Below are 13,404 nucleotides of genomic sequence, written 5' to 3' on the forward strand. Positions count from 1 at the left end.
GGCCCGAATTCGTGCACTGTCAGGCTTTGGCCTTGCGCTTTGCTGGTGCTTTCTTTGGCGGCGTTTTGGCAACCGCCCTGCGGCCGAGACCGGCAGCTTTGGCCAGCGCAGACCGCTGAGCCGCATAGCTTGGCGCTACCATAGGATAGTCCCGCGCCAAACCCCACTTGGCTCTGTACTCATCAGGTGTCATGCCAAGCAAGCCCAGGTGGCGCTTCATCGACTTGAACTTGCGCCCGTTCTCAAGGCTTATAATGTATTCGGGAAAGATCGACTTCTTAGGATTTGCCGCGGGCGTAAGTATTGGCGATGGTGCAGCGACCGGCTCATCCAGGCCAGACAACGCAGAATTAACACTGGCGATCAAATTCGGCAGATCCGCCACGGGCGTTGCGTTGCTCTGGACATAGGCTGCGACGATATCTGCTGTCATCCCTAGCAGATCAGCCCTTCTCTGCCCAATTGCTTCATCCATCAAAATTGTTCCCTTGTTGATCTCCGGCGTTCCTATTTGGAAAATTCGGCCTGCGCAATTGCAAACAACGATTATTTGACGCTAGATTACTCCAAGGCCGACTTTGCTGGTCATCTTCTGCGACATGCGTGTTTGCGGCCGATTTCCCTTCAGGTGTAGCACCCTCATTCACCCGAATGCGATCAGCAGATCGTTGGCATTATCTGGTCGCCGGCCTTGATCTGGACTTCGGCGATGGTGCTGTCGCGCTCGGCATGCAGCGCCGTTCCATCTCACCGCTTCGATCGAAAGCAGCAGATCGCCGGCCTTCACCGCCTGGACGGCAGCGACCGAGAGCGCCGAGAGACGCCAGGCCTCGGCGCGCGGACACGCGAACACAGCCCAGGATGGCAACGTGCATTCGGGAGATGTCAGGCGTTCAAGATTTTCGCTTCCTTGGCGGCGCTGAGAAATGCCACGCGGGCAATCTCCGGGGCCCTATCCCAGCCGAGCATGCAGGCCATGGGTGCCTGGATGCGGCGCCCAGTTTCTCCAGTGGGCCAATCATAACGCATCAGGTCAGGCCGGCGTTTAAGCGTTCGACTCTACCTTCACCGCGAAAAAGTACCTGTCGATACAAGCGATCCAGCCGTCGTCTTGCGGTCATGGAGCAAAATTCAAAATGCACTGTTAGGTGTAAGATTAGGAGCGACCTATGCACCCCAGCTTCACCTGGAACGATATGGCTCGCGGCACTCCAACTACGCCGGGCGAGGAAGGGCTAGCTCCGGCGTTGGCCCGCAACATTGACGCTCTCGTCGAGCGTGGAAGGCGAGAGGCGAAAGCAGCTTCTCTTGAGGAAAGGCCGCCGCCGCAATGGCCGTAGGGGAGCGTCTGGGCATTTTAGGATCTGATGGGAAAGGTCATCGCAGCGGGTTGGAGCGTTGGAGCTCGCGAAGCGATAGAGCACCTCCCGGCTGATAAGCGGGCGAGGGACGAGAACGCCGCACTCGACGCATCTCTCGTGATTGCGCGAACTTTGGCCGCGAGGGCACCGCAATGAAGACTCCGAAGCCGCTGTTCGTCCTGACCGGGGTGGGTGCTGCCGCGGAGTTCTCGAAGGAAAATCGTCCCTCGATCGGCATTCTGACTTTGAATACCGACACGGAAGAGCTGAAGTTCGCTATGAACATCGAAGGAGCCGAGGCGATCATCAGATCATCAACGCTATGAACGCATTCCTTCAGGCAGCGGCCGAGCACGCCGTGAAACACTAGGAGGGCCACCGCCGGTCGGTGGCCACCACCCAGGGTGGTTTTGATCCCAACGAGACGAGGCGCTTTTTAAGACACTGCGGCTCTGTCTGGCGAGCGCCCACGAGGCTTTGAAGCGTGAGGTCGACCGACGGCATGGGGTGTATGAAGCACCCGACGCCTTCACCCCCTACCTCTGAAAATGCCCCAACTCGTTCTCATTCAGATAGTCCACCGTCATCACCCGCGCGCGAATGCCGCCGGGGGAACCGACGAACTTCACCGATGACAGCGAGCCGGTCGGCGCGTTCTCTCCGCGGGGCGTGAGGGCGTAGGTGTCGCCGTCCCAGTGCTCGAGCGTGAACTGCATGGGCTTGGGGCCGAGTTCGAGCATCAGCTTGTCGCCATCGGCCCGCACGGTGGCGGTGTCGAAATAGTTGCTCGTATATTGGCCCTCGTAGAAGGATGGACTGCGCGCCTTGGCGGGGTTCGTCGGCTTGACCTTGCCGGCGAGGTCGCCCACCGGCTTGTAGTAGCCCATGAACCGCGGCTTCATGTAGGGATACCAGTCGCGGGTGATCTGGCCATATTGCACGATGTCCATGAAGCTGGCGGCGACCGCCTCGGCGGCGCCGACGGGGGAGCCGTTGGTGAGCACGACGATGCCGACGTCGGCCGAGGGCAAGATCTGGAAGGTGGTGCCGGCGCCGAGCAGGAAGCCGCCGGAATGGCCCATGGTGGTGCGCCCATTGGCGTTCACCCCCACATTGAAGCCATAGCCATAGGAGCTGGCCCGCGTATCGGGCGTCTCGCCGCGGTAGGTCACGCTCTGCGGTGTGATGGCGGGCTGCAGGATCTTCGGGTCGATCATGGGCTGGCCGTTATAGGTGCCGTCGCCAAGCAGCAGGATCATCCACTTGGCAAGATCCTGGACGCTGGAGGAGACGCCGCCCGCCGGCGCCTGCTGGTCGGGATCGCGGTCATAGAGCGGCTCGAACACATTCTCCGCCACGCGCGCATGCAGCAGGGCGCGGTTCTTGCCGGCGGCCATGAAGTCCTCGTGCCGATAGCTGCTCGAGCGCATACCGAGCGGATCGAACAACAGGCTCTTGGCCAGCGGCTCCCAAGGCTGTTTCTCGGCGTGGGCCACTGCCTCGGCGCCGATCGTCGTGCCGAAATTGGCGTAGTGATAGGAGATGCGGAAGGGATCGAGCGGCACCATCCACAGGCCGCCGACGATCTGCTTGCGCTGGAAGCCGAGATCCTCGAGCTCATCGCCCGCCGCCATTGGCAGGCCCGAGCGATGGGCGAAGAAATCGCCGATGGTGGCGTTGCCCGAGACATAGTCGAGATTGAGGCGGAAGCCGTCCCAGACCTTGCCGACCGGGGTATCCCAATCGAAGCTGTGGTCCTTCGTCATGGCGATGGCGGCTACCGTGGCCGAGATCGACTTCGACACCGAGGCGACCTGGAAGATGGTGGTGCTGCTGACCCTAGAAGTGTCGTCCCGGTTGTCGCGAAGGCCATAGCCTTCGTCAAAGATCATTTTGCCGCCCTGCACCACCGCCACGGCGAAGCCGGGAACGTCGGATGCTTCCTTGACTTTCTTGACGATGTCCGACAGGGCGGCCACAGCCTTCTCGACACCGCCGGGATACAGCTGCACAGCATCCTGCGGCGGCGATGGCCCAAGCTCCGGCACGTAGGACTGCGCGGCTGCCATGGCGGGGAGCATGGTAACGAGGGAAAGCACCACGAGAGCAGCGGCCTTCTTCATTGCATGTCCTCAAACTTGCACGGCAGATGATCGGATCATACGCGGCAAGATGAAAGATGGTTACAGTTATTTCTACTGACATGTTTAAGTCCAAAGATCAGACAGCGACCGCGGCTGCACGCATGTGATTGCGGGACCTGGTGAAGTATCCGCGTTACCTACGCGGGCGGCAATTGGATGGGACTGCGCGGGAGAACGTCACGTTCCAAGGCCGGGCGGCAAATGGCATCTAATCAGGAGTTGTTCGCCAACGGGCTGGCGGCCAACCAGAAAGTCATGGAAGCCAATTATATGGCCCATCGCGAGGCCCTACGGCCTGCTGCATGGGGTCCGATGGCCGAGGGGCCGGGACGCTTCGTCTTCACCGATCTTGCCTGCGGCACGGGGCCCGTTTGCTGTCCGTCCGGTTATTGCCGCGGGACCAGTTAAAGCCGCCATTCGGCTCACGACCTCTTCTCGGAAATACGTGGCAAGTTCACATCCCGCGGAAGCCGACATTGAACTGCCTCTCCCGTTTACACGTTTGGCAAATGTTGCGAATGGAGGGAGTTGCATGTTTGAAGGTTTCTCGCTGGAGCAGATCAAACTTCTGGATGCGACGCTCAGAGTGCGGGTTGGTGGAAGGGGCCCACCGCTTCTGATGCTGCACGGTCATCCTCGCACCCATGCCACTTGGCATCGCGTGGCGCCGATTTTGGCTGAGGAATACACCGTAATTTGCCTGATCTTCGCGGTTTCGGCCAAGCCCTTTGACATGCCTGACCATTCGGGCTCGTCTAAAAGGTCCAATGCCCGCGATTGCTTAGCCCTTATGTACTATCTGGGCTTCGATCTCTTCGGACTTGCGGGTCAGGACCGTGGGGCGTACACCGCATTTCGGACAGCAATGGATCATCCGGCATCCGTCAGCCGGCAAGCCATTCCGATCGGCATGCGCTGGCGCGATGTGACGCTCGGTTCGCATCGGCTTGGTGGCATTGGTTCTTCTTCGCTCAGCCTGAAAAGCCGGAGCAGGCTATCCTTGCCAATCCAGACGCATGGTACGGCGGTGATCCCGCGGAGATGGGCGCGGAGGCTTACGCTGATTTCTCGCCTCGATCCACGATCCGGCGACGGTCCACGGCGTGATCGAGGACTACAGGGCCGGGTTAGGCATAGACCGACAACATGACGAGGACGACCGAGCCGCAGGCCACGAGCCGGTCTCGGAATCCACCTCGATATGGCAGATATGGGTGGCGAAGGAGACGCCGGCGCCGTGGGCGACGAGCTCACTGTGGCCGGCGATCGGTCCGCCGGTCTTCCCCGACGCGGCGTCCTCCAGCGACAGCGGCGAAAGGCCGTGCGTCGCGCCCCTGGCGATCGCGTGGCCCTTTTCCCAGGCCAGGTCGTCGACCGGGATGTCTGCGTGGCGCGGTCCCGCAGGATCTTGATGGCGCTGCGGGCGGCGGAGATCGCCGCCATCGAAGACGAGAAGGCGCCGCGGCTGCCGTCCGTCATATCGTTGTAGCCGAGGCTGGAGGTATCGGCGACCACCGCCTTGACCTGCTCATAGGGGATACCGAGTTCCTCCGCCGCCACCAGCGAAATCGAGGCGCGAGCCGCCGATGTTGCGGGCGACGTTGATCAGCGCTGACGCCTGATTGGTCTTTGCGCAGGGAGACCGACGTAAGCCGCGGTCGAAATAGGGATGATCAGGAACGCAGTCCGATCATCAGGAAGACGCGCCCAAAAGGCAAAAAGTAGTAGCTGGCGTCGGGGTGAGCGACGTCATATGCCATAGGGCGAACGTAGCCACCACATACCCGCAGCATGGCGATGCCGCCCGGCATTATCGAGAGGCCCGACAGCGTCGCTGTGTAGGCCAATGCCGTTTGTTGCAGCTGTGGCATGATCTGCGTTGTGCTGAACATGACGGCGCCGACTGCCATCATAACCAAGAAACATGCACCAAATTGGCGAGTGAACAGCAGGCGTATGTCGACGGTCGGATCGCCGCGGCCAATATCCCAGAAATGACTGCAAACGTCGTGATGAAGCTCGACACGAACCAGCCGTTGCGTTGGCCTTGGTAAGGAGGATTACCGCTCTGCAATCCCAGTCGTCTTACTATCACGGCGGCTCGCCCGAGCTCATCAACGACGCGGTCCGGTTTGGTTGGAGTCACGGGAACAAACATCGCACGTGGGAGTTGGGGCGGTCTGTTCGTATTGAGACTTTCATAATCTTGGGAGGGGATATGTCACGTGTCTTCAACCTTGGCTTGCCGGCGCTGCTTGGCGCCGCCGCGGTCACGCTTAGCGCTGCTTCCGATCCGCTGCCGCCAGATCTGACCTATCGTCCATTGCCAAGCCTGCCCTTTTCTGCGGTGAAGGAGAATGACGAAGCGCAAAAACCCGCCGTGATCGAGCGGCAGCGCAAGTTGCTCGAAAGCCGTTACAACCTGGCGGACCGGCCGATGCGGGGCGTCATGATGTCGGGCGGCCGGAAAGTGGTGCAGGAGGGCGTCAGGGTCAAACTCCCGGCAGGCGAGACCTGGGACAGCCTGGCCGCCAAGACTCCCCAAGAAATCCGCGACCGTGGTTTGTTGCCGAACGGCTTCCTGCCGCTGCCGCACGTCAAGCAGGCGACCGGAGGCCAGGTCTTTCCGGAAAACCAGATCAGAGAGATCGGCGCCGATGAAGGGCGCGATCTGCGGCGCTTCGACGTCGATTTCGACCTGCCCGACTATCTTACGCCGGAATTTCCACCTCCGATATTCCTCACCACGCATCCCGAACTGGGGGATGTATCGCGCGGTGATCTGCTGACGATCCGCAACTTCTACGAATATATGAACGGCATCATCACACCCGTACAAATGGAAGGGCTGCGTCTGCTGCTGACGCCCTTCCCGCAGGAGGAATTCAATCAGACCGAGGACAGAAAGGTCGCGATGCAAAGCATGGGTGTGGCATGCCTCGACTGCCATGCGAATTTCCATACCAACGCAGCCTTTCACCTGACGCCGGACGTCCGGCCACAAGCCGAGCGCTTTCGGCTCGACACAACCAGCCTACGCGGCCTGTTCAATCAGCAGATTCATGGCTCCAAGCGCTCGCTGCGCTCAGTCGAGGACTTCACGGAATTCGAGCAGCGCACCGCCTACTTCAACGGCGATCACGTGAGCGCCACCCGCAAAGGGGTGAATCTGCCCGACCGCACGAACCAGGTGGCGATGATGGCGCAGATGCAGAATATCATCGATTTTCCGCCGGCGCCGAAGCTCGACCCGTTCGGGCGGCTTGACCCGGCCACCGCAAGTGCGCAGGAGCTCAAGGGCGAGCAGGTGTTCATGGGCAAGGGCCGCTGCGCCGAGTGTCATGTTCCAGGGTTGTCATTCATGGACAACAACATGCACGACCTGAAGCTCGAGCGGTTCTACAAGATCGGCGAGACCTTCAACGACCAGGTCGCCATACCGGATGGGCCGATAAAGACCTTCACACTGCGCGGGATCAAGGATTCTCCGCCCTATCTGCATGACGGCCGCCTAATGACGCTTGGCGATACCGTTGAGTTCTTCAACTTGGTGCTCGGAACGAAGCTTGACCAGCCGGAAAAGGATTCACTCGTGGCTTACCTGCTCACTCTCTGAACGAGCGAAAGAGCCGCTGCCGGGGGCCCGCCTTCGGCGCGGAATGGAGGACACCCATGCGTGCTGCCGCAATCACCTTCGCCGTGGGGCTGTCGCCTTGTTGTGCGTTGGCGCAGATCGGCAATCCGGCCGGCCTTGCTCCCGACACGAGGATGGAGAAGCCCGGAGTTCCAGCGCCGAACCAGACGAATTATCAGGATCGGCTTTTCGCCCAGCTGGTCACGGCTGGCGGCAGGGCCGAGGTGGAACTGGGTCGGCTCGCGGCCGAAAAGACAAGCCATGATGGGGTGAGCGCATTTGCAAATCGAATGGTCGAAGATCACGACGAGGCAAATAAACAGCTGAAATCCGTCGCGGACAAGAGCGAGATTCCGCTTCCCGAAGAGCTCGACCCTGATCATAAGAAAATCCGCGCTGATCTCGAAAAGCAGGACGGCGTCGCGTTCGATCTTGCTTATCTGGCTGCGCAGATCCTCGACCACCAGAAAACAGCGCAGCTTCTGGCTTGGGAGATTGGCTCCGGCGAAGATCCAGAGCTCCAGCACTTCGCCTCAGACAACCTACCAAAGGTGCTCGAGCACCTCGATATGGCGCGCACGCTGCACGCGGAACTAGCGGGACAAGCCTTGCTCGCAGCGGAAGCGCAAAAGAGCAAATAAACTGCCGGCCACATCTGCAACGTGAACAGTGCTTACGATTGCACGCGAGCCGCCAAACGCGTCAATCTTAGCTGTTGTGGCCATTCGGCGAGCTCCGCCTGTCAAACGGCCCTTTAATTGCGGGTGGTTGTCAATCCGGATCTCGCACTGCCATCGCCGGGGTCATGGTCCTTTCCGAGGTCGAGTGCCTCATGATGATGTTCGGGTCGGGCGCCTCAACGTTTCCAACGAGATGCAGATGAACTGCTGTCAGCCGTTTGACCGAGGTCGCCGCAACCACCGTCCCGGCGGGGGACATCACGAGTTCCGCAAAGGGCCCGCGATTGGGATCGAGTGCGGATCTGTTACGCCATCTTTTCGCTGCCCCACTCGAAGCTGGTGCCGTCGACCCAAATGCAATGAAGCAGAACCGCGATCTTCCGTGCGACCGCCACCTTTGCCTTCTTCAAGCCGATCCGCCTCGACAGACGCATCCCCCAGGCTTTCAGCGTGGACCATTTCTTCGTCCGGTGCAGGAGGACACTGGCTGCTTCGTAGAGATAGGTTCGCAACAGTCGATCGCCCCAGCGTGAGACGCGGCCATTGATATCCGTTTCGCCGTCGTCTTCACGAGCGAGATGCCGGACTTGCCGATCGAGCTTCTCCTGTTCACAGCAGACCTGCTCGTGGACAGATAGAAGGGCCTGAACCAACGACCGAAGCGGATGCCCGTCAGCAACCAGCTCCCAAACCTTTCGCCGGAACTGTGACCCAATCGATCGACTGAACTGCAGCCCGTATTCCTTCAGCATGGACCGTGTCTGGTTTTCGAGATCGCGCCGGATCTCAACAAGTCTTGACCGTGCGACGAGCATGGATCTGGTGGCCTGACTCTCCGCGCTTTTGACCTTCACTTCCCGATACCAACCGACGTGAACCAGCTCGGCCAGGCCGCGGGCATCGTTCTCATCACTTTTGTTCATTCGAACTGAAAGTGCCGCCTTCGCATGCCGAGCATCAATGCAGACGACCGGCAATCCGACCCGCTTGAGCTCCTGCCAGAGCCAGCTGGACATGGCCCGTCTCGAATCGGATGCGCTCGGCGTGAGGTGCCCGTTTGCGGAGCAACTCGGTCAGTGCTCCCGGATCGGACTTCACCTTCCCTTGGAAGATAGGCCTTCCAGCATCATCGTCGACGCAAACGCTGGTCTCTCGCTGCGACACATCCAATCCGACATATTGCTTCAGCCTTAGGATGGCTGGCGTATATTAGAAGCCTCTTGAAGAAGACACTGCCCGCACCAGAATCCATGGCATGGCTCGGGGAATAGGCATTGGTGACCAAGTGGCGATTACTGCCACGGTTCGAAGGCGGATAACAGAGGACCGCGTAAGCGTCTCTATCCCAGGTTACGAGTTCCCACATTCCATCATCGACCACACCAAGGTGAACCGAGGCCAGCAAATTGACCTGAAAGGCGAGGTCACGCGCATCGACGAGGACACCGTGACGGACCTCGGGCCACTAGTCACGGTCGACCGTGACAAGCGAGAAATATCGGCCGCCAAAACGACCAAAGGCACTTGTCGATGCCCCGGATTAGAACCGACAACATCGCCACAGGCTATAAGGGCAGGCCGCATGACGGGCCGGTAGAGGACGAATCGAAGCACTTTATCTACTGCCCAGTCTGCGACCAAACGTTCGACGCGCGCGATCTTGGACAGGTGTTCCACCACGCTGAGCCGCAGCACGAGCCGCTTCCGGTCGAGCAATAGTCCACTAGTTGAGCTCCGGCGGCAAACCGACGTTGAGACCCTTCAGCGCCAGCGACGTACGTTGGATGAGAAAAGGGTGCTGCGTGCACCGCGCCTTCCCCGCGCGCCGATGTTCCACCTGGACCGCAAAAAGTCCCGCCGCACTGCCGGAACGGCGGGACCGATCAAACGCTTTGCACCAGGCGGGGGGATGCGGGGGGTTGGGCTTGCCAAGTGAGCGCGGACCGTAACCAACCCTAAGCGCAACAGCGGCAACGCGTCCACCAACCGCCGGTTGGGAGCGACAGGACGATTGAGCCGCCGGCAGGTCAGGTCATCCCGGGTCGCTATCGCTCGCAACCAGACGGTAGCGGAAATTGTTGCGGATGTGGTCGTTGAAATAGCGGCCCTTGGCGAACGCGGCCCGGAACGCGGCAAAGGTTTCCGGCGGTACGCCCTCAAACTCGTACCGTTTACCGCTGGCGACGAACCACACCGAGAGGGTCCTTCTATCCAGATCATATTCCATCTTGCGGATCGAAGTAGATGGCATGAGCACCACAGGCCGAGGCCCGCGCCCTTGCGGGGAGCGCGGGCCGATCGGGATACCGATCTGCAGCAATACCTGGAGGGGAGGGTTCGCTGCGTGCACCGAACTTTCGCGGCGGTCCCGTGTTCCCAATCGAGATACACAAAAAGGTAGCTGCACCTTTCGGCATCACGCGCACGTTGGATTTCTGAGAAAGCGCGAGCGTCAATACTAACAATGCGGCTGGTCTCGAAGAAGCCGCCCATGACATTGCCGCTCGGGCGTCAGCCAAATGGGATTAGTTGCGCAGCATACTCATCCGGCGTGGGAGGGACACATGCCGATCCACCGAAAAGCTGAAGAGGCAGGCGTCTTCAATCCATCCGAACTCGCGTTGCTGGGCCGCGTGTTCGATCGGCTCAAGTTCGAAGGTCAATCTGAACAGCGGCGCGAAGCGCTGGCGTCTCGTATCCTTGCAAACTACACCGCTGGAATTACACACGAGGAAGAACTTGTTTCAACGTCGAAACTACCGCTGGCGCGCTAGGGAGTTGGCTCCGCCATTGCGTGGCGGGCCAGATCCCGCCGCGAAGGTGCGCCTAGCTTTTTGGCGTTTGCGGGCGTGCGCTCGTCAATCTAGAAACGTTGAATGTACCGCCGTCGGGCCTTTGCCCGCACCAGGACAGACCGACGGGAAGACGTATCGGCTTGTAAGCCCAGCGGCCCGCCCTTTTCCACGGCGTCGGCGGCGTCATCGTCGAGACCCACCGCGCGAACGCAGCAAGTTCTGACAGGCCGCAGGATCGGCATTTCCAAGGCCGCCGAGGCCGAATGGCGGTTCGGCTGCGCGGCTCGGAATATTTAAGTCGAAGGTTTTCATCCTGCGCATCGCGCCGCTGAGAACAACTTTCGATAGCGACTGATTGCTGCTGTTCGCGCCGGTCTGGAACTCCCGGGCCGCCTTCAACGTTGTTGGGCATGGCTGACGATCGCGCAAATCATCTGCTGGGCGTTGCAACCACCGCAAAGATTGGCAGCCATCCGATTCACCCCATGCTGATCCCTTTCCCGATCGCATTGCTCGTGTCGGTATTCCTGTCGGATTTAGTGTTCTGGTCGACCGGCAATGCATTCTGGGCCGAAGCATCCTTCTGGCTGCTCGGCTTTGCCCTGTTGATGAGCGCTGCTGCGGCGCTGGCCGGCTTTGCCGATTTTCTTGGAAATTCAAGGGTGCGGTCCATCAATGCCGCGTGGCACCATATGGTCGGCAACGTCGTGGCCGTGGTGCTGGCGCTGGCCAGCTTCATCCTGCGCCTAAGCGCCGGTGCCGCCGAGGGCGCCTTGCCCTGGGGCCTGGCGCTGTCGACGATTGTCGTTCTGCTGCTCCTTTATACCGGCTGGAAAGGCGGGACGCTTGTCTACGAACACAGGGTAGGCGTCCATCCCGAAGAGGGTGAGGACGTCAACTCCCGCCCGGAACTATCCCGATAGGGTTGACGAATGGCCGACCTGCCGGGAGCCGTCGTCGTGGTCATCGGCGTTGTTTCGTGTCTTTGGGATTCGTCAAATACCAGGGAGACACCATGAGTTTTGAGTTGCAGAGCCAAGGGCTGGCGCAAGGCTCAACGCAAGCCAGTTCTAAACCGTAGCCTGTGGGAGGAACTGGAAGCCCTCGTTGCCGGCCGCGATATCACCTGGGAACGGGTGCGTGGCCACAATGGCGATCCATTGAACGAGGAGGTCGACCGGTTAGCCAATGAAGCTGCTCGGTCGGCTAGGTTCTCATAAAATGCTCATTGCTGTCGGATTGGCGTTCGCGTCCATTGTTGCTTTAGCCAGGCTGCCCAAGTAAACATCGCTCCCCGGGCCGCATCGTGTCCCACTCAGTAAGTGACTGTGACGACGACAGTGTCGGTGTAAACACCGGCCGACGGCATGGCCTGCGGATGCACCCGGCCATAAACGGTCAAGGCTGGGGTTTCCGGTGCCAGTTCCCGTCACCATGCTGCCAGCCATCGACGCATCACCCCAAGGCTGAGTTCGGGCAATGTCCTTGTAGAGCCCGTAAGTCACGGTTCCGCCCCCTTTGACATTTGCGGCTGCGGGGGTGAACCGGCGGTCGAGGCTGCCCAGTTCCGGCATTTCGGCGATCAGGCTGCGGGCGACGACAGGACCGACACCCGGCACGGAGGAAAGCAGCTTTTCGTTGACCCGCCAGACTGGGGACTTGCGGATATGATCGTCCATGCCCGCATCGAGGCTTGCCAGCTCACGCCGAAGCGCGACGAGCAGCCGGTGGATGCTCTTTTGCGCCTGTTTCGCGATGACCGTGCGAGCACGGTTGTCCTCCGCCACAATCATCTGCACGATCTGACGCCGGCGGGCGACGAGCTCGGCCAGGGCCTCGGTTTCGGCGTCGCGCAATGGCCGCAATTGCGGCCTGGTCGCAGCGATGAAAGCGGCAATGACGGCAGCATCGATCGGGTCGGTCTTGGCCCGCTTGCCGAGTGCATTGGCATAGGCGCGCACCTGCGCCGGATTGACCACAACAATCGCCAGGCCGGCGCCTGCCAAGGCGGCGACCGCCAGTCTCTCGAAGCTGCCTGTCGGCTCCAATCCGACAACGGCCGGCGAAAGGGCTGCCAGCCGCCGAACCAGATCCTCCACCCCGGCGTGGTCATTCTCCACCGAGAACGCCTCGCCGGACGGCAAAACATGCACGTCGAGCCGATCCTTGGAAACGTCGATGCCAACAATGATTTCCATCCTGTCCCATCCTTGCCTAATCGGGCTTCGCTTGCGGCCCAGGCGACTGTTCGGGTTCGATGGAACGGCGGACGAAGACCCTTGCTCTCCCACGGCCTCGATCACCCAAAGATGCTCCGGTCTCCGGTCCGCCACCGCACCTGCCTTCATAGCACAGTCGGCAAAAAACGATACACGTTGGCCTCCTTGGCAGCCGCCTCAAAGGCTGAAGACCTCTTGGGGGAAGACTCTGTCCTCGAACGCGTCCACGCAGGATTGGACCACCTTGGTCCACTTCGGGCCCTTAGTGTCCCACCCATGAGTTCCTCGGCGGCTCCCTCGACGTGGCTGACCCCATTGCGAATGCCCGGACGTTTCGTCTTCACGTAGACCGGTGGAGAGAACCACAGAGGACCCATAAGGCGGAACTTAGAGCGGCAAGAGCCCGCTGACCAACCCCGCTTTAGCCGCAGCTAAGGGAACGATGTAGGCCCTCGCAGGTTTAGAGGTTGCAGCGGGAGTCTTCGTGGATGTGCAGCCGCTGTGGCGGGGTCCGTCGCCTCCCCTTGCTGGCGGCGGGCTCCTTTCGCGAAGGCGGTGTTGGTCAGAGACA

The 13,404-nt window shown here is 60.6% G+C and carries 12 protein-coding genes and 6 pseudogenes; 8 read left to right on the forward strand and 10 right to left on the reverse strand.

All coding sequences use genetic code 11. From position 1 onward, the window contains the following. Window positions 1-19: 19 nt before the first annotated feature. The 3 genes and pseudogenes from NKI22_RS20860 to NKI22_RS20865 form a co-directional block, all read right to left on the reverse strand. On the reverse strand, window positions 20-475 hold the full coding sequence (locus tag NKI22_RS20860; protein ID WP_352549438.1) for a Ros/MucR family transcriptional regulator: 456 nt from the start codon (window positions 473-475) through the stop codon (window positions 20-22). A gap of 168 nt (window positions 476-643) precedes the next feature. Further along, window positions 644-843, reverse strand: a pseudogene (locus tag NKI22_RS31505) (biotin/lipoyl-containing protein); the annotation flags it as partial. Between the two features lie 42 nt (window positions 844-885). Then, window positions 886-1,029, reverse strand: coding sequence for a DUF982 domain-containing protein (locus NKI22_RS20865; RefSeq protein WP_352958797.1), 144 nt, complete (start codon window positions 1,027-1,029; stop codon window positions 886-888). Window positions 1,030-1,513: 484 nt separating this feature from the next. On the opposite strand from NKI22_RS20865, the gene NKI22_RS20870 reads away from it, so the two are divergent. Beyond that, a complete protein-coding gene (locus tag NKI22_RS20870) occupies window positions 1,514-1,687 on the forward strand; it encodes a hypothetical protein (protein WP_352549434.1) in 174 nt (57 codons plus the stop codon). A gap of 210 nt (window positions 1,688-1,897) precedes the next feature. Here NKI22_RS20870 and NKI22_RS20875 read toward each other — a convergent pair whose 3' ends face one another. Then, window positions 1,898-3,484 carry a serine hydrolase gene (locus NKI22_RS20875; RefSeq protein ID WP_352958799.1) on the reverse strand — a complete coding sequence of 529 codons (1,587 nt, stop codon included), beginning with the start codon at window positions 3,482-3,484 and terminating at the stop codon, window positions 1,898-1,900. Window positions 3,485-4,037: 553 nt separating this feature from the next. On the opposite strand from NKI22_RS20875, the gene NKI22_RS20880 reads away from it, so the two are divergent. Next, a complete protein-coding gene (locus tag NKI22_RS20880; protein WP_352958801.1) occupies window positions 4,038-4,655 on the forward strand; it encodes an alpha/beta fold hydrolase in 618 nt (205 codons plus the stop codon). 24 nt (window positions 4,656-4,679) lie between these two features. On the opposite strand, the pseudogene NKI22_RS20885 reads toward NKI22_RS20880, so the two are convergent. Both NKI22_RS20885 and NKI22_RS31510 read right to left on the reverse strand, forming a co-directional pair. Next, window positions 4,680-5,086, reverse strand: a pseudogene (locus NKI22_RS20885) (molybdopterin cofactor-binding domain-containing protein); the annotation flags it as partial. Then, window positions 5,082-5,496: pseudogene (locus NKI22_RS31510) on the reverse strand (DHA2 family efflux MFS transporter permease subunit); the annotation flags it as partial. The pseudogenes NKI22_RS20885 and NKI22_RS31510, both read right to left, overlap by 5 nt. Window positions 5,497-5,723: 227 nt before the next feature. On the opposite strand from NKI22_RS31510, the gene NKI22_RS20895 reads away from it, so the two are divergent. Beyond that, window positions 5,724-7,121 carry a cytochrome B6 gene (locus NKI22_RS20895; RefSeq protein ID WP_352958826.1) on the forward strand — a complete coding sequence of 466 codons (1,398 nt, stop codon included), beginning with the start codon at window positions 5,724-5,726 and terminating at the stop codon, window positions 7,119-7,121. A 56-nt stretch (window positions 7,122-7,177) separates the two neighbouring features. After that, entirely contained in the window at window positions 7,178-7,780 is a 603-nt protein-coding gene (locus NKI22_RS20900) for a DUF4142 domain-containing protein (protein ID WP_352885128.1), read from the forward strand. Window positions 7,781-8,124: 344 nt separating this feature from the next. Here NKI22_RS20900 and NKI22_RS20905 read toward each other — a convergent pair. Then, a pseudogene (locus tag NKI22_RS20905) lies at window positions 8,125-9,007 on the reverse strand (IS110 family transposase). Between the two features lie 342 nt (window positions 9,008-9,349). Between NKI22_RS20905 and NKI22_RS20910 the strand changes: the two are divergent. Further along, window positions 9,350-9,538 (forward strand): hypothetical protein, encoded by a 189-nt coding sequence (locus NKI22_RS20910; RefSeq protein ID WP_352958805.1) that lies wholly within the window; start codon window positions 9,350-9,352, stop codon window positions 9,536-9,538. Between the two features lie 313 nt (window positions 9,539-9,851). Here the strand turns inward: NKI22_RS20910 and NKI22_RS20915 are convergent, their stop codons facing one another. Continuing rightward, window positions 9,852-10,070, reverse strand: coding sequence for a KTSC domain-containing protein (locus NKI22_RS20915; protein WP_023722567.1), 219 nt, complete (start codon window positions 10,068-10,070; stop codon window positions 9,852-9,854). A gap of 313 nt (window positions 10,071-10,383) precedes the next feature. On the opposite strand from NKI22_RS20915, the gene NKI22_RS20920 reads away from it, so the two are divergent. From NKI22_RS20920 to NKI22_RS20930, 3 genes are all read left to right on the forward strand, one after another. Next, entirely contained in the window at window positions 10,384-10,593 is a 210-nt protein-coding gene (locus tag NKI22_RS20920; protein WP_023722566.1) for a hypothetical protein, read from the forward strand. Between the two features lie 431 nt (window positions 10,594-11,024). Beyond that, complete coding sequence (locus tag NKI22_RS20925; RefSeq protein ID WP_023722565.1) at window positions 11,025-11,537, forward strand: DUF2231 domain-containing protein; 513 nt, start codon at window positions 11,025-11,027, stop codon at window positions 11,535-11,537. 99 nt (window positions 11,538-11,636) lie between these two features. Next, window positions 11,637-11,834 (forward strand): RNase H family protein, encoded by a 198-nt coding sequence (locus NKI22_RS20930; RefSeq protein WP_084643096.1) that lies wholly within the window; start codon window positions 11,637-11,639, stop codon window positions 11,832-11,834. A gap of 95 nt (window positions 11,835-11,929) precedes the next feature. On the opposite strand, the pseudogene NKI22_RS31515 reads toward NKI22_RS20930, so the two are convergent. Next, window positions 11,930-12,134 (reverse strand): annotated as a pseudogene (locus tag NKI22_RS31515) (spore coat protein U domain-containing protein); the annotation flags it as partial. A 24-nt stretch (window positions 12,135-12,158) separates the two neighbouring features. Further along, a pseudogene (locus NKI22_RS20940) lies at window positions 12,159-12,812 on the reverse strand (IS110 family RNA-guided transposase); the annotation flags it as partial. Window positions 12,813-13,404: the final 592 nt, after the last annotated feature.

The organism is Mesorhizobium sp. M0778 (assembly GCF_040320105.1).
Taxonomy (GTDB): domain Bacteria; phylum Pseudomonadota; class Alphaproteobacteria; order Rhizobiales; family Rhizobiaceae; genus Mesorhizobium.

Coding starts and splice junctions, on each gene's coding strand:
- NKI22_RS20860 (WP_352549438.1), bottom strand. CDS start 475: ATGGATGAAGCAATTGGGCAGAGAAGGGCTGATCTGCTAGGGATGACA.
- NKI22_RS20865 (WP_352958797.1), bottom strand. CDS start 1,029: ATGCGTTATGATTGGCCCACTGGAGAAACTGGGCGCCGCATCCAGGCA.
- NKI22_RS20870 (WP_352549434.1), top strand. CDS start 1,514: ATGAAGACTCCGAAGCCGCTGTTCGTCCTGACCGGGGTGGGTGCTGCC.
- NKI22_RS20875 (WP_352958799.1), bottom strand. CDS start 3,484: ATGAAGAAGGCCGCTGCTCTCGTGGTGCTTTCCCTCGTTACCATGCTC.
- NKI22_RS20880 (WP_352958801.1), top strand. CDS start 4,038: ATGTTTGAAGGTTTCTCGCTGGAGCAGATCAAACTTCTGGATGCGACG.
- NKI22_RS20895 (WP_352958826.1), top strand. CDS start 5,724: ATGTCACGTGTCTTCAACCTTGGCTTGCCGGCGCTGCTTGGCGCCGCC.
- NKI22_RS20900 (WP_352885128.1), top strand. CDS start 7,178: ATGCGTGCTGCCGCAATCACCTTCGCCGTGGGGCTGTCGCCTTGTTGT.
- NKI22_RS20910 (WP_352958805.1), top strand. CDS start 9,350: ATGCCCCGGATTAGAACCGACAACATCGCCACAGGCTATAAGGGCAGG.
- NKI22_RS20915 (WP_023722567.1), bottom strand. CDS start 10,070: ATGCCATCTACTTCGATCCGCAAGATGGAATATGATCTGGATAGAAGG.
- NKI22_RS20920 (WP_023722566.1), top strand. CDS start 10,384: ATGCCGATCCACCGAAAAGCTGAAGAGGCAGGCGTCTTCAATCCATCC.
- NKI22_RS20925 (WP_023722565.1), top strand. CDS start 11,025: ATGGCTGACGATCGCGCAAATCATCTGCTGGGCGTTGCAACCACCGCA.